Origin of the sequence: Psychrobacter sp. BF1 (genome assembly GCF_019279065.1) — a bacterium.
Classification (GTDB): domain Bacteria; phylum Pseudomonadota; class Gammaproteobacteria; order Pseudomonadales; family Moraxellaceae; genus Psychrobacter; species Psychrobacter urativorans.
Genome location: NZ_JAGYWV010000001.1, coordinates 243890 through 263717, shown reverse-complemented (window position 1 = coordinate 263717; position 19828 = coordinate 243890). Strand labels below are relative to the sequence as shown.

Annotated in this window: 15 protein-coding genes; 7 read left to right on the top strand and 8 right to left on the bottom strand. The window is 41.2% G+C overall.

The window, feature by feature from the left end; genetic code table 11:
- The first annotated feature begins 296 nt into the window (after positions 1-296).
- The 5 genes from KZA12_RS01100 (at position 297) to infA (ending at position 6149) form a co-directional block, all read left to right on the top strand.
- Positions 297-1535 (top strand): FimV family protein, encoded by a 1239-nt coding sequence (locus KZA12_RS01100; RefSeq protein WP_218688919.1) that lies wholly within the window; start codon positions 297-299, stop codon positions 1533-1535.
- A 111-nt stretch (positions 1536-1646) separates the two neighbouring features.
- Entirely contained in the window at positions 1647-3515 is a 1869-nt protein-coding gene (locus tag KZA12_RS01095) for a lipopolysaccharide assembly protein LapB (protein WP_218688918.1), read from the top strand.
- 183 nt (positions 3516-3698) lie between these two features.
- Positions 3699-4811: an asparaginase gene (locus KZA12_RS01090; protein WP_218688917.1), complete on the top strand. Its 1113-nt coding sequence runs from the start codon at positions 3699-3701 to the stop codon at positions 4809-4811.
- A 127-nt stretch (positions 4812-4938) separates the two neighbouring features.
- Positions 4939-5793, top strand: coding sequence for a tRNA pseudouridine(38-40) synthase TruA (gene truA, locus KZA12_RS01085; protein WP_201622494.1), 855 nt, complete (start codon positions 4939-4941; stop codon positions 5791-5793).
- Between the two features lie 131 nt (positions 5794-5924).
- A complete protein-coding gene (infA, locus tag KZA12_RS01080; protein ID WP_007395612.1) occupies positions 5925-6149 on the top strand; it encodes a translation initiation factor IF-1 in 225 nt (74 codons plus the stop codon).
- A 343-nt stretch (positions 6150-6492) separates the two neighbouring features.
- Here infA and KZA12_RS01075 read toward each other — a convergent pair whose 3' ends face one another.
- The 6 genes from KZA12_RS01075 to leuC all read right to left on the bottom strand — a co-directional run bounded on the left by KZA12_RS01075 (position 6493) and on the right by leuC (position 12382).
- Positions 6493-7581, bottom strand: a complete 1089-nt coding sequence (locus tag KZA12_RS01075) for a L,D-transpeptidase family protein (RefSeq protein WP_218688916.1) — start codon at positions 7579-7581, stop codon at positions 6493-6495.
- A 300-nt stretch (positions 7582-7881) separates the two neighbouring features.
- Positions 7882-8985: a 3-isopropylmalate dehydrogenase gene (gene leuB, locus KZA12_RS01070; protein ID WP_201622492.1), complete on the bottom strand. Its 1104-nt coding sequence runs from the start codon at positions 8983-8985 to the stop codon at positions 7882-7884.
- Between the two features lie 80 nt (positions 8986-9065).
- On the bottom strand, positions 9066-9821 hold the full coding sequence (locus KZA12_RS01065; protein WP_218688915.1) for a hypothetical protein: 756 nt from the start codon (positions 9819-9821) through the stop codon (positions 9066-9068).
- 121 nt (positions 9822-9942) lie between these two features.
- Positions 9943-10593, bottom strand: coding sequence for a 3-isopropylmalate dehydratase small subunit (gene leuD, locus KZA12_RS01060; RefSeq protein WP_218688914.1), 651 nt, complete (start codon positions 10591-10593; stop codon positions 9943-9945).
- 8 nt (positions 10594-10601) lie between these two features.
- The gene (locus KZA12_RS01055) at positions 10602-10913 is read right to left on the bottom strand and encodes a hypothetical protein (RefSeq protein WP_218688913.1); all 312 of its coding nucleotides are present in this window, start codon (positions 10911-10913) and stop codon (positions 10602-10604) included.
- A gap of 50 nt (positions 10914-10963) precedes the next feature.
- The gene (gene leuC, locus KZA12_RS01050; RefSeq protein WP_218688912.1) at positions 10964-12382 is read right to left on the bottom strand and encodes a 3-isopropylmalate dehydratase large subunit; all 1419 of its coding nucleotides are present in this window, start codon (positions 12380-12382) and stop codon (positions 10964-10966) included.
- A gap of 364 nt (positions 12383-12746) precedes the next feature.
- Here leuC and KZA12_RS01045 point away from each other — a divergent pair, with 364 nt between their 5' ends.
- Both KZA12_RS01045 and putP read left to right on the top strand, forming a co-directional pair.
- On the top strand, positions 12747-13619 hold the full coding sequence (locus KZA12_RS01045; protein ID WP_201622487.1) for a LysR family transcriptional regulator: 873 nt from the start codon (positions 12747-12749) through the stop codon (positions 13617-13619).
- Between the two features lie 1223 nt (positions 13620-14842).
- Entirely contained in the window at positions 14843-16354 is a 1512-nt protein-coding gene (gene putP / locus KZA12_RS01040) for a sodium/proline symporter PutP (RefSeq protein ID WP_201622486.1), read from the top strand.
- Between the two features lie 352 nt (positions 16355-16706).
- Here the strand turns inward: putP and KZA12_RS01035 are convergent, their stop codons facing one another.
- Both KZA12_RS01035 and KZA12_RS01030 read right to left on the bottom strand, forming a co-directional pair.
- Positions 16707-18149 (bottom strand): OmpP1/FadL family transporter, encoded by a 1443-nt coding sequence (locus tag KZA12_RS01035; RefSeq protein ID WP_201622485.1) that lies wholly within the window; start codon positions 18147-18149, stop codon positions 16707-16709.
- Positions 18150-18474: 325 nt separating this feature from the next.
- The gene (locus KZA12_RS01030) at positions 18475-19716 is read right to left on the bottom strand and encodes an OmpP1/FadL family transporter (RefSeq protein WP_201622484.1); all 1242 of its coding nucleotides are present in this window, start codon (positions 19714-19716) and stop codon (positions 18475-18477) included.
- Positions 19717-19828 lie beyond the last annotated feature (112 nt).

The following is a 19828-nucleotide window of genomic DNA, read 5'->3' as shown; positions in this document are numbered from 1 at the left end:
TAGTTACTAAATAAATATTATTAGCCAATCATAAGCAAATAAAACCATAAACAGGGCAACAAAAATTAGTAAAAAAGTATTGCACCCTTTGAATAATAAGCTTAATCCCTAGTTGCTATATATAAATATAGTTGCTTTATATAAATTATGCAAATTAGCTACACTAGGTTTTAACCAGATAAAAGTCAGCTTTTGTTGTCATAGTAATGATAATAGCTTACTATTGATAATTACTTATAGTCATTACTTATATTCCGTACTTAAAGTCATTATCACTTATTATAAAAGGGTTAAGCATGTCTTGGCATTTACCTCAGCGCTTAACCAATATCCATTTAACGGCTGTACATAAAACGCTAGCGACCGGGTTGCTCTACTCCATTAGCGCTACGCTATCGTTAGCTACAGCGCAAGCGGCGACTCTAGGCAAGATCGTAGTCACCTCTGAGCAATATCAACCTCTAGTAGCTATTATTTCAGTTACTGATATTCACACTGAAGACTTTTCTGCTAGTTTGGCAAATCCCGTGGTTTATCAACAACTGGGGCTCATCCCAACGGACTCCATGTCTGTACACTTTGTCACCACTTCTGCTGATGCGGGTACCATGGTGATTAGCACCACGCAGCCTGTCTCTAAGCCTTTTGCTGATGTAGTGTTGTCTATCAATGAGAAAGGCCAACGCAATATCATACCTAAGACCTTACTGATGCCATTGCATAAAAGCGTAGCGATTAGGCAACCTAACCAAGCCACAGCCACAGCACAAAAGAATAATCTATCTGTAGTTAGTGATCATACAGCGCAAACCTTAGCTGTCAAACGGGGAGCACCGCCGCCTTTATTCGCTTCGTCCAGCCCCTCAGTAGCTAGCTCTGCGATGGCTAATGCGCAAATACTGGCCATAGCTATGCCCAGCACTAAAATACCTAGCGCTAGTACTGCCAATGTCAGTAACGGTTCCGCTACGGCTGTGCCAAAAGATATAGCGCCTGATAACCAAACAATTACTATAAGCTATGATGTGCAACGTAATGATAGCTTATGGAGCATCGCTAAAAAGATCGCTGTGCAAAACAATATCGACGTACAAGCAGTGATGAAGAAAATCCAACATCAAAACCCTGATGCTTTTATAGCGCAAGATGCCAATCGTCTAAGAGCCGATGCACAATTGCAGCTTCCCAATTACCAAACTCGCCCATCGCAAAAAATCCTGCCAGTAGCTATCGCCGCACACAGAGCACACTATCGCATTGAACCTTTAACAGATGACCCTATCAATAAAGCTGAACAGGCGGCGGCTACAGAAAAAGCTATAGCAATCCCTACTAAGCTCACGGTTACGAAGTCGACAGCTGGTAATGATACTGAGTCTGATAGTACTGAGTCTAAAGCTCAGAGTGCAGCTGTCAGTACTGTCAGTACCGACATCTTAGCGACACTCAAGCAATCGAAGCAAAGCAAAGTGGCTCAAGACCAAGAGGTACAAGCGGCTAACCATACTCTTAGTGGCTATAGGCAAAAGCTATAATTACAAAACCAGCTGAGGTTAAAGCTGATCTTAAAAAGTTAAGTAATCAATAATTGCCTAGCTACTCAGTATTTTCTGCTATAAAAAGCGCTCGTAAGCTTGGGAGTATCCATGGATAACATGCTATATATCGTTGCAGGATTGGCTATCGTCTTGTTGTTAGTGCTGTTAGTCAAACGCAGAAATAGCGCTCAACAACCTTTAATGATGAATAAAAAACCTGAGTCCTCCCGATCTAATTCAACGGTATATCGTTCTACGGTTAGCAAAAACAATCTCGATAACTGTTCTGGCGAGGCAACTAAGTTTGATAGCGTCACTATTGCTCAGCGTTTTATCGATCAGCAACGTTATGATAAAGCTATTGAGGCCCTACAGCGTGGCTTAGGCAAAAAACCTAATGACGGTCCGTTATTATTGAAGTTATTAGATATCTATGTAGTCACCAACCAACGTGATGAATTCTATCGAATTTATAATACTATCCAGACCGATAATGATCAGACAATTATTGAACAAGCGCAGCAACTGCAAGACTTAATGGCGAGACAGCAACCGAACTTAGAAGAAAGTGATGCTTTGTTAACTATGAGTTTAGTTACTGATGATACTAGCGCTGCTGCATCTCATAGCCAATTCAAGCCGCTTATTGCTACCTCAGATACTGCTAGTACCTTTGAGCAAGATGACTGTTTATTAGATTTGCATTCCTTACCCTCAGTAACTGATGCTCAGCCTGCTAGTATAGCTGTTGATCCTAAGCAATATGGGCAAGAATGCGCCAGCTTTGATCTGTTATTGGCTGATTTAGAAGCTGCTGATCTAACCGCTACCCCTTTCACTGATACCCCTTTTACTGGCAATAGCGCTAAGCCCCCTATTGCCTCAATAGTCTCTGCTGATGCTATTAACCTAACTGCTACTAATAGCGCCAGCAATATCGACGATGACTTTAGCCTTAGTTTTGATAACGGTTCTGATGATATGTCTGACGATGTAGCTGACCCTGATACTAGTGCGTTGACAGCAGAATGCTCTGAGCCTTTAATTGATGATCAGTCTACTCAGCAAACCTTAAGCGCTGATAGCTTACTAGCTGACACTATTAGGGCTAATAGCGCAGTTGACCAGCTCAGTTTTAATCAAAGCTTTGAGAAAGAGGTTAACGAAGGTCTTGAAGACCGTTTTGATGGTAGCTTTGATGATAGCAATAGCAATAATGATAATGATGATTTTGTTATGGATTTAGCAGATCTTAGTATTGAGCCTAAGATAGACAGCACTATAGATAGTCTTAGTGCTAATGAGCTTGCTGCTGCACAAGCACACAGACAAGACTTTGTATTTAGTTTAGAGGATAGTGCGGTTGGTATTGATGCTGCTGCGTTTGTAGATAATGCTACTGATGGCTTTGATATTGATACTGATACTGATACTGATACTGATACTGACTTTGATATTGAGTTAACTGCTGCTGATGTAGCAAATACAGCTGACAGTCCAACTAACGATAATTTATTTGATTTTGCATATTCAGATGATGCTGATGCTGATGATATGGCTATAGCTGACCTTACAGACTCTTCAAGCAGTACCCCCGCTTCTGAGTCCACCGTAACTGATGTTGCTGATAAGTCATCTGTAGAAGAGGATTGGCTGCTTACTGATGATTTCGTTAACAGAGTTGCCAGTAGTGCTGAACCAGTTACTATCTCTACTCGTGCAGCCACAGAGCTATCGTCAGTAGAGATAGCAACCGATAGTAGCGAGCAGACCCCTGTTGAGTTTGACTCACCATTTTCAGCAGATTTTAACTTTGTGAAGTCGTTAGACAGCTATCAAGTCATTTTAGATTTGGCATATCAGTATTTACAGCTAGGAGAGAATGATAGTGCTAAACGCTTGCTTACTGAAGTAGTCGATCAAGGTAGTAGCGAGCAGCAGCAACAAGCGCAAGCTTTATTAGCTCAGATCACTTAAACGGCTAGTTTGTTTTTTTAATCCTCGTTATATTGTTTGAAACAATCTCTAGCTAAAAATAGCAGCGGCTGACCTAGCAATTTTTTGGTCAGCCGCTGCTATTTAGCATTTTATACTAGCGTTTTCCCTATATCATCTTTATCATCTTTATTACTTCTATCCATTATTTATAGCGATACTCTTATGTCCCTATCCGCTCCATCCGTTACTGTCATCGAAGCTAATACTAAACCAGTACAGCTGATTTATGCTGGTGGTACTTTTGGTAGTTATGGTCGCCCGTTAGCACCACTAGCAGCTGATGAGTTTTTGCCTGTTCTCCAATCCTTATTGGCGGCCCCCGAGCAAGTGAATTTTTTGCCTACTATCTCTTGGTTAGACAACAGCTTAATCAAGGATAGTAGTCAGCTGACACCCAATGACTTTGTGCACTTTTATCAGCTATTATTAGCCGCTTATGCCCAAGGATCACGCCGTTTTATCTTAATTACTGGTACTGACACTTTAAGCTATTTAGGAGCTTTTTTAGCGGAAGCTTTTGCAGGCTCGGATATCTGTATCGTAGTTACCGGTAGCATGCGACCCTTACTTAATAGCGAAGTGTTAAACAGTTATCAAGTCGATGAGAACGGTGATGCTTGGGACAATCTAACAGAGTCATTAAGACTGGCTAGTGCTGGCGAATCAGGGGTGAAAATAAGCTTCGGTGGTGAATCATGGCCAGCACAAACGGTACAAAAGATTCACAGCCAAGATTTTATGGCATTTACGGGTCACACGCGAGCGGCCTATCCTGCTAACAGCTATATCAAATGGCTGGCAGATACCCGACGTCAACACTGGCTCGATGATCAGCAGTTGCTCAAGGTCGATATCGAAGGTCGTGCTCAACAGGCGCGCATTCATGCACTATATTGCTTACCTAACGATACTTCAGTGCTGGCCAATCAACTACAAGCGTTATTGAGTGAGCTGCCTTGTGGTATTATTTTATTAGGCTTTGGGGCTGGTAATGTCCCTTATTCACCCGCACTTGCCAGCGCTCTACAAGCCGCTTATGAGCAAGGTCATATGGTCATTTGTGCTAGCCAATGTCCATTCGGTGGGGTTAGCGACAGTTATGCGGCTGGCAGCTGGCAGTATGACTATCAAGTGATTGCTGGTGGGCGCTTAACTATTGCTGCTATTTATGCGCGTTTATTATGGTTACTGCTCCGCTATGATAGTCCAGCACGACGACGCCAACGCTGGACTTACGATGTCAATCAGACTAGCACTGCTATAAAAAAACGCTAATTTCTATTGCTTAAAGATTAGCTAGTCAAAGAGTAGCGAAACACTAGTAAAAACCTCAATCAAAACAGTAGCGAATTGACCTCAATATTGCTAACCAATCACTAATAGAACTGTACCTACAACTCTTATGATAGAACCAAAGTTTGCCCCAGCGCTCAAAAACAGTAATACCGAACCTGCCACTTATACCTTAGCGATTGCTGTTGAGTTTTTGGGTACCCACTATCATGGCTGGCAAAGACAGAGGGAAGTATTAGGTGTTCAGCAAGCACTAGAGACCGCCATCAGCACTGTGGCTAATGAGACTGTTGAAGTAGTCGCGGCTGGGCGCACTGATGCTAGCGTTCATGCGAGTAATATGATCGCCCACTTTGTCACTCATGCTTATCGACTGCCTCATAACTGGCTACGTGGGGTCAACAGCTTACTCCCTGGTGACATTGCATTAAGATGGGTGCAGCCGATGCCTGAAGATTTTCATGCACGTTTTAGTGCTATGGCTCGACGCTACCGTTATATCACCCTGAACCAGCCTCAGCGTCCAGCTATCCTTAATCATCAAGTCACTCATGTTTATGAGCCCTTAGATCTGGCAGCAATGCAACTGGCGGCGGCAGATATAGTAGGTACTCATAATTTTACTAGCTTTCGTGCAGCAGCTTGTCAATCTAATCAACCGGTACGTAATGTCAGTCATGCTAAACTTTTTCAGCATGGTCAATTTATAGTCTTTGATATTCAAGCTGATGGATTTTTGCATCATATGGTACGCAACTTGATGGGTACTTTGTATGCGATAGGACGCCATGATTTATCACCAGCCAGCTTTAAGCAGATCCTAGCAGCAGAGGATCGTACTATTGCTCCTCCTACTGCCTCAGGTGACGGGCTATACTTTATCAATGCTTATTACCCTGAACACTTCCAGCAGCAATTGCCCGCTGCGCCTTTAACCCCTATTTGGCTCAATCTACCTGATTAATGAGCTTAAATATTGAAAAACAGATATACATATCACTTACACAGTGTCAAGCAAAAATCATATGTCTGGTTGCGTTAAGGCGCTAACTTACGTATAATATGGGCTTATTTTTCATTGATTGATATAGAATTATGGCCAAAAAAGACGACATTATTGAATTTGAAGGCGAAGTCATTGACACCCTTCCTAACACTCTGTTCAAAGTTCGTTTAGAGAACGGACATGAGATCATTGCTCACATCTCAGGTAAAATGCGTAAGCATTATATTCGTATTTTGACTGGTGATAAGGTCAAGGTCGAAATGACCCCTTATGACTTGTCAAAAGGTCGTATCACTTATCGTGGTAAAACCTAATAGCTAGTTTAACTTAGTGGGCGCTTTATCCAGCTAATACAGCCAGCAATCATTGATTTATAGCTGGATGGACTATAGGATACTAATAATAAATACCCGCTCACTGTAGTAACTTAAAAAATTGTTAGTTAAGACACTGTTATTTAAGTTCTTTAACATAGTTTTACTAGAGATATACAAGCTTATTTTATTGCTTAGGCCACTTTTTAAGCAATAGAATAAGCTAGAATTTAATCCTAATGCCCATAAAAATACCGCTAATATCAGCGGTATTTTTATGGGCGTTTTATGGCTATTATTCTATCTAGTGGCGCAGTTTTTCTTTAGTTATACTTGAAGTATTTTATTTAAACTCAACTGTAGCACCATTCTCAATAGTACCTAATAGTGCCAAAGCGTCCCAGTTAGTCAGACGTATACAACCTGCTGACGCCTGACGGCTGATACGAGCAGGATCTGGCGAGCCATGAATGCCATAAGAGGGTTTACTTAGCCCAATCCAAACGGAACCTACAGGATTGTTTGGTCCTGGTGGAATAATAGACTTTTTGCCATCCTCAGCCGTATAAGTATAGTTAGGTTCATGGACTTTGACTTTTACGGTATGACTACCAGTAGGTGAAGGCGTCGAAGTACTGCCCACTGTAGTAGGATAACTGGCAATCAATTTATCTGCTTTGTCATAAGCATATAAGGTCTGAGTAGTTTTGTCAGCGACTACTCGACTGACGGGCTTAGTATTAGGGTTACTAGGATTATAGACAATGATAGTCTCCCCAGCACTAAAGCTAGCGTTTGCATTGAGCGACTTTAGATACTTCTCATTCATATGGAACTTTTCTGCCAGCCCCTCAAGCACACTCTCGTAATACATGCCATCGAGTTTGGCCTTATCCTCTGCACTAGCAGGAATCGTAGTGGTTTTTATATTGATATCATCTTCAGTTAACTTATAATTAACTAAGACTGGTTGACTAGTCAGACGTTCACTCGCCGTTAGTGCCTGCCAAGTTTCTTCATTCAAAGTATCAGTTACGCTTAAGTTATTAGCTTGTTGAAAAGCTTGCATAGCTTTGCGAGTATTTTTTCCCCAATAGCCATCCACAGCCCCAACGCCATGCTGATGCCAGTTCAATAATGCTTGTAGTTTAGTGCCTAAACTTTGATCTATTTTTGCCCCTTTTGTCCATTTAGCGCTGTTTACTTTTTGCGCCGTCTTCGGCAATTTTTCAGTATTATAGTTGATAGTAGGTAGCAGCTTGTTTAACGAAACTGCTGTTTTGCTATCCCCTGTTAATTTTTGACTGACCCCATTAGTAACGGGACTAATGTCAGTATCAGTGTTAGGTGCCGCTATAGCTGGACTCATAAATAGCATAGTAGACAAACCAATTGCTGCCATAGCACTACTAATTTTAGTTAATGAATACATGTGATCTCCTCAAGTTTTTTACTGGTATTGGTGATTTTTAATTATTTATTTCAGTTATTATCGTTAGGTTATTTAGCAGCTGTTTTTTTACACTTATAACACTATCAATCATGCCATAAGCCTATGGGCGCATACACTAGTATTGTGTTAATAGACGCCTACCCTTAAGGTATCTATGTTAATACTGGCCGTTTTGCCAGCAAAAAATAACTAGCATAAAAAAACCTATAAATAGCTGAGCTACTTATAGGTTTTATGATGATTAACTAGAGGGCTAAGATAGCAACCTCAATAATAAATTTACAACAGTTTGGCTAGTACTGCTTGACCCATCTGCTTACATCCTACTTGGATCAAGCCAGCTTCGTTTTTATCCAAAATATCTATAGTACGTAGACCATCATCTAATACATCACTTACCGCTTGCTCAATCGCTAGAGCGGCTTGCTCTTGTTTAAAGGTATAACGCAGCATCATAGCCACAGACAAGATAGTCGCTAATGGATTGGCTTTATCTTGCCCAGCGATATCTGGCGCTGAACCATGACAAGGCTCATACATGCCTTTGCCGTCTTTATCTAGACTGGCAGAAGGCAGCATACCGATAGAGCCAGTCAACATAGCCGCTTCATCAGACAAGATGTCGCCGAACATATTGCCAGTAACCATCACATCGAACTGCTTTGGATTTTTGATCAGCTGCATACAAGCATTATCAGCATACATATGCGACAAGGCCACATCGCTATAGTCGCTCTGCTGCATAGCTGTCATAGTCTGCTTCCACAGCTCCGTGACTTCTAACACATTGGCTTTATCCACTGAACACACTTTTGGTGCTAACCCTGAAGCTTTTGCCCGAGTTCTCGCCAGCTCGAAGGCTACTTTACCTATGCGCTGAATTTCACTAGTGCTGTAGACCATAGTGTTATAGCCTTGCTGCTCACCATTTTCTAAAGTGCGAATACCGCGTGGCTCACCGAAATAGATGCCTCCAGTTAGCTCACGTACAATCAGTAAATCAAGCCCTTGGATAATCTCAGGTTTGATACTCGAAGCATTCACTAGCTGAGGATAGAGTTTAGCCACCCGCAAGTTAGCGAAGAGACCAAGCTCGCTACGAATCTTTAGCAGACCTCGTTCAGGACGCTTGCTACGCTCTATAGCATCCCACTTAGGCCCTCCAACAGCGCCTAATAATACAGCATCAGCAGCGCGCGCACGTGCCAGCGTTTCTTCTGGCAAAGGCTCACCAGTAGCATCGACTGCCACGCCGCCAATCAATCCAGACTCAAGCGTTAACTGTAAATCGAATTTATTATTAACTGCGGTTAATACATCAAGCGCTTGGGTCATGATTTCAGGACCAATACCATCGCCTGCTAAGGTTAAAATCGTTGCCATACTATTCCTTGTTACTGGTTGCTCATTAATAATCGATAACTTCGACAATAATGAGGTAAATTATCCGTGCCATTATAAGGCTAGTCGCGTTTGTTATTTTTGTTAGCTTCATTTGCTAGTGCTAATTCTACAAACTCGCCTTCGCTTTCTACATCTGGCTGCTTGCAAAAACGACGTTTTAAAACTTTATCTTTCAACAAATCAATACATAGTGGTGTAGGTGAAGCACTGTCTAATAAACTGTCATTATTTTCAGCAAGCTTTTGACGGTAGGCTTGTAACACATAAGTGCCTTGTTCTTTAAACTCATCAATCAGGGCAAAGCGTTCAACATAACCGACATTATTCTCAGGATAAAAATTGATGTGCACTTCACGTTTGATCGGCTTAACACTAGCATAATAATTAGTCAGGTTGGGCATAGCAGAAGCGGTTAGCGGTATTATTTTTATTGACTTATTATCAGTCAATGGTGATACCTTAGCCTGCACTTGTGCTTGCTCAGCTTTACTAAGCTTAGCATAAGGCTTGCCATTAGTGCTTGCCATAGAGACTAACAGTGCTGGATTAACTGGCTTATGAGTGTCAGACGATATTATAGATATATTATCAATTTGAGTAATCTCACAATGATAAGTGCCTACGCAAGCAATGTTGACCTCATTGAGCATAGGAATGATTTCTCCTGCCCACACTTGCGCTTGCTTAGCATTTTCTATCTTTTTATAACCTGACTGATAGCTTGGTAAGGATTGGCAGCCTGACATAGCTAACAAAGACAGCAAGCTGATTGCCACTGCCGTTTTAGTGAATAAAGTGTAAATTCTTTCCTTCATAATGTTAGCTACTGTCTAGGTTAATAATAAATTACCTATTATTCTAGCCATATTGTTACTATAACTCAACGCCATAGTAACAACTGTCTGCCTTTATTTGTAGCAGTAGTCAGAACTAGATTTAGGCATGCACTTGGTTAAATATCCAAGGCGTTTTTTGCATCATCTGTTGCTCATAAGTTTTAATAGCATCACTGTGTTGCAAAGTTAGACCGATATCATCAAGCCCATTCAACAAACAGTGCTTACGAAAAGCATCAATCTCAAATGGGTATTCTTCACCTGTTGGCGTAATAACCACTTGGCGCTCAAGATCAGCACTTAACTGATAGCCTTCGTTAGCAAAAGTAGCTTGCATAAGACTATCAACGATAGCCTCATCAAGAACGATAGGTAGCATGCCGTTTTTAAAACAATTATTATAAAAAATATCAGCGAAGCTTGGGGCAATCACCGTACGAAAACCATATTCCGATAGTGCCCAAGGAGCATGTTCACGGCTAGAGCCACAGCCAAAGTTCTTACGTGCCAATAGAATACTCGCGCCTTGATAACGCGGTTGATTCAGAATAAAGTCTGGGTTAATAGGACGATTACTATTGTCTTGACCGGGATAGCCTTCATCTAAATAACGCCAGTCGTCAAATAGATTTACCCCAAAGCCAGTGCGCTTGATAGATTTTAAAAACTGTTTGGCAATAATTTGATCGGTATCAACGTTTGAGCGATCCATCGGACAGACTATACCCGTTTGGGTGTTATAAGCTTGCATGATTATTCCTATTCTATTTTTAATAAATCAATGTAATGGTAGTGGCTATAAAATAGCCAAGTGTAGTTAAAATGAACTTTATTCATTGAAGAGAATTCAACCCCATTACTCTCTTCAAAATGAATTCTTGTAGCTAAATTATCAGTAACTATAATAGTAGCCACATGGCGCTGGTTTATTTTGCATATCCAGTAAATCATAGGACTTGCAACACTAGGCAATTGATAGTCATTTAAAATTATAGTTATCAATGCTTGCAGAGGCAGTGTGGATTCTAGGCCGAGCTCAACACAATGAGGGGCATCAATGTCATCGGCCATCCCAACAGAATCTCTAGTTACTTCAAACTTAACTATGATGTCAAAAAGTCTCAGTAATTACGCACATCGACAAAGTGACCCGCTAAAGCTGCTGCTGCTGCCATCGCAGGACTGACTAAATGAGTACGTCCTCCATTACCTTGACGGCCTTCAAAGTTACGGTTAGAAGTTGAAGCACAATGCTCTTGTGGCTCAAGCTTATCAGCGTTCATAGCCAAGCACATTGAACAACCTGGCTCGCGCCATTCGAAGCCTGCCTCAGTGAATAGCGTATCTAAGCCTTCCGCCTCAGCTTGCAGTTTCACTTGTCCAGAACCAGCAACCACGATAGCTTCTTTAATAGTACTAGCTACCTTGCGCCCTTTAATAACTGCTGCAGCATCACGTAAATCTTCGATACGTGAGTTAGTACAAGAGCCAATAAAGATACGATCAAGCTGAATATCGGTGATTTTTTGGCCGCCTTCTAGACCCATATAAGTATAAGCGCGTAACCACCCTTCCTGCTGCGACTCATCAATAGCTTGATCAACAGTCGGTATCGATTGAGTAATATCAACCACCATCTCAGGAGACGTACCCCAAGAGACTTGCGGTGCGATTTTGCTACCATCGATTTCAATAACAGTATCGAATACTGCATCAGCATCCGAGTGTAGCGTGCGCCAATAAGTTTCGGCTTGCTGCCACTGCTCTGTTGTTGGTGCGTAAGGACGGCCTTTGACATAATCAATAGTGATATCATCTACTGCCACCATGCCTACACGAGCACCCGCTTCGATAGCCATGTTACAGACGGTCATCCGCCCTTCCATACTCATCGCTTCGAATACTTCTCCAGCAAATTCGATGGCGTGTCCTGTACCGCCTGCAGTGCCAATTTGGGCAATAATAGCCAATACTACATCTTTTGAGGTTACTCCAGTGCCAAGCTTACCATTGACCCGTATCTGCATATTTTTCATTTTTTTGGCAATCAAACACTGAGTGGCCAATACATGCTCAACTTCTGAGGTACCAATACCATGAGCCAAACAGCCCAAAGCTCCATGAGTAGCCGTATGTGAGTCACCACAGACTACAGTCATACCTGGTAATACTAAGCCTTGTTCAGGGCCGACGACATGCAAGATACCTTGCCGCGCATCATTAATAGTGAACTCAGCAATATTAAACTTAGCGCAATTGTCATCTAAAGTGACTACTTGTAAGCGGGAAACTTTATCTTTGATCCCAGCTACACCTTGTAAACGCTCTTTGGTGACTGTCGGTACGTTATGATCAGGGCTAGCAATATTGGCAGACAAACGCCAAGGCAGTCTATTGGCCAATTCCAAACCTTCAAAGGCTTGCGGACTAGTCACCTCATGCAATAGATGGCGATCAATGTAGATTAGGCTGGAGCCATCGTCACGCTTAGTGACTTCATGAGCATGCCAAAGTTTGTCATATAAAGTTTGAGCGGCCATATTACTGTCCTTTCTTGGTGGCTAATGGCTAGTTATTCCTACTGATAGGGTACTTTGTCTATCAAATCACTATAGATACCGTGTAGGAAGTAACTATTTCAGCGTTAGCTGCCTGTTGTTATTAAGAGTATCGCAAAGTCGTTAGCGATTATTAGTTACTAATATTACTTACTAAAAAGGGTTATCGAAAATATTTATCATATATAGTGTCAATAATTGTCTTGATACCTTGTGATTATAACAGCCTAATTCTATAATAATAATTGATGATTTTTATCTATTCACAAACTTTTATTTCTAAGAAGTTTTGATTGGGTGAGACAACTTTTATTTATGATTCGCTTTTATAGCTAAGGATACTAGTTTGAATACTACTAATTTGATTACATTTGTCACGGTTATGCAGATAGGCAGTATATCAGGCGCAGCAGAAAAGCTGTTTATTACTCAGCCTGCAGTAAGCAAACGTATCAAAAATTTAGAAGATGAGTTCAAAATCACTCTGTTTGATACAGTAGGAAGAGGCATTGTACCGACTCAAGCTGCTAGCGAGATGCTGCCTCATGCTAAGCGGTGGCTGGATGATTATGAAAACTTTAAGATAAACTTACAGCATTCAAAACATATTATATCGGGAAAGTTAGTCATCGGTACTAGTCATCATATTGGCTTACATCACTTGGCACCAGTATTAAAGCACTTTATTCAAAGCTATCCAGCCGTACAGTTAGATGTACGTTTTGTCGATTCAGAAGAAGCTCATAAAGCCGTGCTTGATGGCGATCTGTCATTGGCCTTTATGACTTTGCCACCAGTCTACGATAAGCGCTTAACCTATCATACCTTATGGTCAGATCCACTGTACTTTATGACGGGCACCTTATCACCCTTGGCTAAGAAAACCAACGTTACTTTAGAGCAGCTAGCGCGTTATCCTGCTATTTTGCCTTCTGCCAACACTTTTACTAGTCAAATTACTTTAGCAGAATTTGCCAAGCATAACTTAAAACCTTATGCCACTATGAGTACCAATCCACTTGAGTCAATCCGCATGTTGGTCTCAGTAGGCCTTGGTTGGTCAGTACTACCACAGACCCTTATTAGCCAAGATTTAGAACGTATAAATATGGCAGACAATATAGAGCTACAACGCTATTTAGGCGTGGTGATCAATCCAAAACTAACGCCTTCTAGCAGCGTTACTGCTTTACTTGACTTGCTCTCTCCTATTGATTAACCGATCAGAGCAACGGTTTGAGTTGTCAAAGTAACGGGGGTTGATTGTGTTTTATGACTCACATAGATCTTTTATGACTCACATAGATCTTTTATGACTCACATAGATCTTTTATGACTCAGATAGACCTACAGTCTATATTTATAGATCGACTGTTCACTACAATCAGAGTGCAGTGACATTTACAGACTTTACAATACTACGGCCTGTTCAACCGTCGGCTACAGCCCTCATTATTCATAGCTATATTATTAACAGCTATTATTTAAAGGCTAATTGTAAAACAGTAGCCAAATAAAGCTCTATAGACTAGTCTCAATAAAAGCATAGTTCTACTAGTAAGTACACGTAAGTACTGGCAACACCCCCTCCCTTTGCCAACAGTAAGCATAGCTGTTGGCTTGCCGACGAGCAAAGCGGTACTTTGCTCGTCTGTGAGGCTAGCTGATATTACTCACTAAGATATAGTAAAGTTAGATAAACCATATTGATAAATGTCAATAACTGCTAATAACGATAATACTAGCAATCCATCTTCGATATCTTCCATTCAAATCCTATCCGAAACCTAACTTGGCTTAACTAGCTCTATAATTAGCGTCTGCTGATAAACATCCAACCCTAGCTACCTCATATATTTTCACAAAAAATTACATTTATAATATTGATTAGTACTGATTGTACATCTTTAGCAATCTTTTATTGCAGGTTGGTTTTAAAACCTGTATAAACAGTTTGTTAGATTAATTAATTAACAGCCCTATATTTAGCAACTTTATTTTTAACCAGTAAATCAACGCAAGCTATTGAATTTATAGATTATTAGATGACAATGGTTAATGAGGTTAGTAGTCCATTAGGGGCTGCACTTCATAATAAGTCACTTATAAGATCGACAATAATACTATTAAGATAGAGCTAAAAAGACCGAATAATAGACCAACTAACAGTTTTAGATGATTGGTTTTATGCAGATGAGCTGATTGTTAGCAACATATAGCAAGTCTGAACAAGCCTCTGAACTACTATCAATCATGTAAAAATTTCAGTAAATATTTACTTAATATCGGAGTGCTTACCAATTATTAAGTATTACTGGTATTAACTATTTTTTACTACTGGTTTTTTCTGCTTTTTAATACTATCTTTTTATAGTGTATTTATAGTTGTCTGTCTTATAGTTATATCTCATTACAGCCAAGCAGTTGGCTAAGGACAGTTATATGAACGGAGTTTCAAGTGGCGTACTGATATCGCTTGGCGTCTACTTTTTGGTAATGCTTGGGATTGGTGTTTATGCTTACTTTAAGCAATCCAATGACACAGAAGGTTATATGCTTGGTGGCCGTAGTTTAGGCCCAGCAGTCACAGCATTATCTGCCGGCGCATCAGACATGTCCGGTTGGTTATTACTTGGCCTACCTGGCTATATGTATGCTGACGGGGTCGTCAGTATCTGGATTGCACTAGGATTAACTCTTGGTGCTCTATTGAACTATATTATTGTGGCGCCTCGTCTGCGGGTTTATACTGAGGTTGCCAATAATGCTATTACCTTACCTGATTACTTCGCCAACCGCTTTGAAGATAAGTCGCATATGTTGCGCGTTATCTCAGCGATAGTTATTATTTTATTCTTTACGGTTTACACTGCCGCTAGTTTAGTTGGTGGTGGTAAGTTGTTTGAAAGCTCGCTAAATCTTTCTTATGCTACTGGCTTATGGGTTACCGCAGGTGTCGTTGTCGCTTATACCTTGTTCGGTGGTTTCTTAGCAGTGTCTATGACTGACTTTGTGCAGGGTGTTATCATGCTATTTGCAATGATAATTGTACCTGTTGTGGCCTTTACCGATCTTGGTGGTATCTCAGCGGCTACTACTGCTGTTAAAAACATCGATCCAAACCTATTGAACTTCACCAACGGCTTACCTGACGGTATGGCGATCTTGGGTATCATCTCCTTGATGGCATGGGGCCTAGGTTATTTCGGTCAACCGCACATTATCGTCCGTTTTATGGCGATTCGCTCGGTCAAAGACGTTCCTACTGCCCGTAACATTGGTATGAGCTGGATGGTTGTTAGCTTAGTTGGTTCATTAATGACTGGTTTTGCTGGTCGTGCTTATGTACAAAAAACGGCTATGACGTTGGATGATCCTGAGACGATTTTCTTAGTATTCACTCAGTTCTTGTTCACGCCATTAGTCTCAGGCTTCTTGTTAGCGGCTATTTTAGCGGCAATCATGAGTACCATCTCATCACAGCTGTTAGTAGTATCAAGCTCACTAACTAAAGATGTCTATAAGTTATTCTTGGATAGAGAGGCTTCAGAGTCTCGCCAAGTAATGGTAGGACGTATCTCAGTTATAGTGGTTGCTATCGTGTCAATTATGCTAGCTTCTAACCCAGATAGCTCAGTACTAACCTTAGTATCTAACGCTTGGGCAGGATTCGGTGCTGCCTTTGGACCTCTAGTTATCTTTAGCCTTATATGGCGTGGCATGAACCGTAATGGCGCAGTTGCCGGTATGGTTGTTGGGGCGTTAACGGTTATTTTATGGATATATGGTCCATTCCAGATGAATGGTATGGCGCTCAATAGCTGGTTATATGCTATCGTTCCAGGCTTTGTGTTAAGTACTATAGCTATCTTTGTGGTGAGTATTGCAACAGGCGGTCCAAAACCTACCGTTGCTGCTACCTTTAAAGAGATGGAACTTAATCTACACAAATAAGCTTAGCTTATTGACTATAAATCATAATTACAAACCTCGTTGCCGTTACGGTAGCGAGGTTTTTTATTGGCTATTTATACTAGTATTTGGTTTTTCTAGCTAACCAAATCTTGCTAAGTTAGTCATTTTAGCCCAGCACTTTTGCTACTATCCTCAGCGATAAAGTCAGTCATTTACTATTGAACCAACAGCTATTTGAATGCCAAATAAGGCGTCCTGTTATCTCCTGCCTTCCAACCTATCTCACCCGCTAGTTACTTTATCTGCCGTAAATCACAGCCACAAAAAAGCGACCCTTTAGGATCGCTTTCTTATAGTAACTCTTACAATAGTCTCACTATGCGTTTAGCGCTTAGAAACCTTGCTTGGCTTGGTAAGACAGCTTAGCACCTAAGATGTAACCATCATTATCTTGGAAGTCACCAACGATTTTACCTGATGGTAATCTACCTTTAGCATCACCGAACCATAAGTATTTACCACCAGCTGATACTGCCCAGTTTTCGGTAAGGTTGTACTTAGCTCCAAGACCAAGGCTGTAATAGCCATCGATAGGACCAAGTGAAGTAGTCTCATCACCAGTACCACTATCCCAGCCTACTGTACCACTAACGGCAAGTGCTGGCGCTATACGCTTGGCCACCCCTAGTTCTACTTGCCACTGATCATCATCATAATCAACTAAGTTTAAACCATTAGGACCGTAGTTGCGCTTACTAACCTCATTATATAATGGCGGTGTAATGGCAAAATCGCTCCAAGGTACCCAGCGTACTTTAGCCGTAGCCAAAGTGGTTGGATTCAAGCCAGTCTGAAAATCAAAGTTAACGGATTTAGGAGTAGTAATACGATAATTACTATTCTGAGTAGCCGCAGCTGGATTACCTGCTAAGGTTCCTGCTAGAGGATAGGTTTCAGAGACATCTAAATCATGATCAATTTCAGAACGATAAGTTAACGCTGCTTTTAAGGCAATTTCAGGTTTGCTATAAGACATCCCAGCGATATAACCATAGTCCATATTAGGATTACTGTTTGAAGTATAGCCAGTAGCCGGGCCATAAGCCAATCCACGCAGTTTTACTTCCGCTTGAATACGCTGAGCGACTGGGCCACCGTAAATTTGGAATTCTTTATTAGCACCAAACTTAGCACCAAGGATAGCGGTTAAGTTTTCGCTACGTACTTCAACATTGGTATTTTGACCTGCCGTACCGAACTCTCCATTAACAATGCCAACTGCTGGAGCTAATGCTGTTAAAGCACCTTGCTCTTGCGGCGTCAAAGTGCCGCCTAGTCCTATTTTACGTTGAAGAGCGTTCACTGTAGCTTGTGCTTGAGCAAAACTAGTGACACCAAGTGGTGAACTTGGACCAATAAGACCTCCAGAAATACGCGTAATAGTAGCTTCACGGGTATCGCCACTTTGAGCTACAAAGTTGCTTTCCTTATATTCAGCAGCAGCACCAAACGGCTCATCATAAATAATACCTACACTAAAAGTATTATTAATATCCGCTTTTACCCCATAGCGAAAGAAATCGTATGATTCAGCAATATCACCAGTGTCCCGACCTTCGACATAAGTATTGCTAGTAGGAACAACGTTGGCACTGTCTTTACCACTGACATCAGCATCAATATAAGTATAGACGGTTTCAGCATAGAGTCCATCTTGGAAAAAAGCAGTGATGTCTTGACCTGAACGATCTAAGCCGGCAGCGCTAGCGGCACTAGCAATAGAAAAAGCAGCAACTGCTACCGCAAGGGTTTTTAACTGAAAAGTAGGGCGCATTATATCTCTCCAAACATCCGCATTGTTTTGCCGTTATCACGATTAAGTTATTACTGAATATATGATCGGCGTCCTAAATTGAATAGTAGTTCCTTTTTCACGCTAAGACAACAAGTAAAGTACTTTATTTCTCAAATACGACTGGATAGTACAAATAGTATTGACATATGTTTTAGAAAACTAACAATGAAGCTAAACATTTGTAAAGAGTATAAAAAAAGCGACCCCTTTAGGATCGCTATATTTATACTTAATTCTTTGAATTTATTATAAAAAAATTATTTATAAAAAATTTATACCTTAAATCATTAGTTCTTTCTATTGGTTACTGTGCGGCCTGATAAGAAAGTTTTAGACCCAGTGCATAACCTTCATTGTCTTCAAAGTCACCAACGATATTTTTGGAAGGTATTTGTCCTTGTGCATCTCCGAACCACAAGTATTTACCGCCGGCTGATATCGCCCAGTTTTCAGTGACATTATACTTAGCACCAAGACCTGCGCTATAGTAACCTTCGATAGGGCCTAATGAAGTTACTGGATCGCCAGCACCACTATCCCAGCCAATATTACCAGTTACGGCTAGGGCTGGTGTAAGGCGTTTAGCTAGTCCAAGCTCTACTACCCACTGATCTTTATCATAGCTCACTAATGGCAAGCCATCAGGACGATAGGCAGGATTAGCAGTGCTCACCTCATTGTATAGTGACGGCACAATGGCAAAGTCGCTCCAAGGTACCCAGCGCACCTTTGCAGTGGCTAAAGTAGTCGGATTAATACCCGTTTGAAAATCAAAGTTTACTGACTTAGGGGTAGTAATCTCAATACCACTGCTTCTGTTTGTTGGAAATGCAAACGGTCCACCAGCTACTGGCGGTATAGAACCACCAATTATCGTTGCCAAAGGATAGCTTTCAGATGCTTGCGAGTTATGCTCAATCTCAGAGCGATAAGTCAACGCCGCTTTTAGCGCTATCTCAGGCTTACTATAAGCAATCCCTGCTAGCCAGCCGTAATCTTGGTCAGCACTGACATGAGTAGTATAACCATTAGCTGGGCCATAGCTTAAACCGCGTAATTTTACGTCAGCTTGTACGCGCTGAGCAACTGGACCACCATAGAGTTGAAAATTCTTATTAGCACCAAGTTTTGCGCCAACGATACCAGTGATACTTTCAGTACGCACTTCGACATTAGTCCCTTCACCATTTCTAGGTGAGTTAGGATTTTGATCGACGAAATTATTATTGCCTCTATAGTCAGCTGATGCCCCAAAAGGCTCGTCATACAACACACCCACACTGAATGTATCGTTAATATCAGCCTTTACTCCATAGCGGAAGAAGTCATAAGACTCAGCGATATCGTCGATGCTGTGGCCTGATGCATCAGTACCTGTTACGTCAGCATCTAGATAAGTATAGCTAGCCTCAGCGTATAAGCCATCTTGTAGAAATGCAGTAATATCTTGACCCGAACGATCCAAGCCAGCAGCACTAGCAACGCTAGCGATAGTAAAAGCTGTGATAGCCACAGTAAGCTTTTTTAATTGAAAAGTGGCTTGCATAATGATCTCCAAATATCCTTATTGTTGCACTACTCAGGCTAGCTAATAGCAGGGCAGCAGTTTAAGCGAAGGATATTAATGTCTTTTGCTTAGTAAGACAACCATCAAGGTG

Coding starts and splice junctions, on each gene's coding strand:
- truA (WP_201622494.1), top strand. CDS start 4,939: ATGATAGAACCAAAGTTTGCCCCAGCGCTCAAAAACAGTAATACCGAA.
- KZA12_RS01065 (WP_218688915.1), bottom strand. CDS start 9,821: ATGAAGGAAAGAATTTACACTTTATTCACTAAAACGGCAGTGGCAATC.
- leuC (WP_218688912.1), bottom strand. CDS start 12,382: ATGGCCGCTCAAACTTTATATGACAAACTTTGGCATGCTCATGAAGTC.
- KZA12_RS01075 (WP_218688916.1), bottom strand. CDS start 7,581: ATGTATTCATTAACTAAAATTAGTAGTGCTATGGCAGCAATTGGTTTG.
- KZA12_RS01100 (WP_218688919.1), top strand. CDS start 297: ATGTCTTGGCATTTACCTCAGCGCTTAACCAATATCCATTTAACGGCT.
- leuD (WP_218688914.1), bottom strand. CDS start 10,593: ATGCAAGCTTATAACACCCAAACGGGTATAGTCTGTCCGATGGATCGC.
- KZA12_RS01055 (WP_218688913.1), bottom strand. CDS start 10,913: ATGGCCGATGACATTGATGCCCCTCATTGTGTTGAGCTCGGCCTAGAA.
- KZA12_RS01030 (WP_201622484.1), bottom strand. CDS start 19,716: ATGCAAGCCACTTTTCAATTAAAAAAGCTTACTGTGGCTATCACAGCT.
- leuB (WP_201622492.1), bottom strand. CDS start 8,985: ATGGCAACGATTTTAACCTTAGCAGGCGATGGTATTGGTCCTGAAATC.
- KZA12_RS01090 (WP_218688917.1), top strand. CDS start 3,699: ATGTCCCTATCCGCTCCATCCGTTACTGTCATCGAAGCTAATACTAAA.
- infA (WP_007395612.1), top strand. CDS start 5,925: ATGGCCAAAAAAGACGACATTATTGAATTTGAAGGCGAAGTCATTGAC.
- KZA12_RS01095 (WP_218688918.1), top strand. CDS start 1,647: ATGGATAACATGCTATATATCGTTGCAGGATTGGCTATCGTCTTGTTG.
- putP (WP_201622486.1), top strand. CDS start 14,843: ATGAACGGAGTTTCAAGTGGCGTACTGATATCGCTTGGCGTCTACTTT.
- KZA12_RS01035 (WP_201622485.1), bottom strand. CDS start 18,149: ATGCGCCCTACTTTTCAGTTAAAAACCCTTGCGGTAGCAGTTGCTGCT.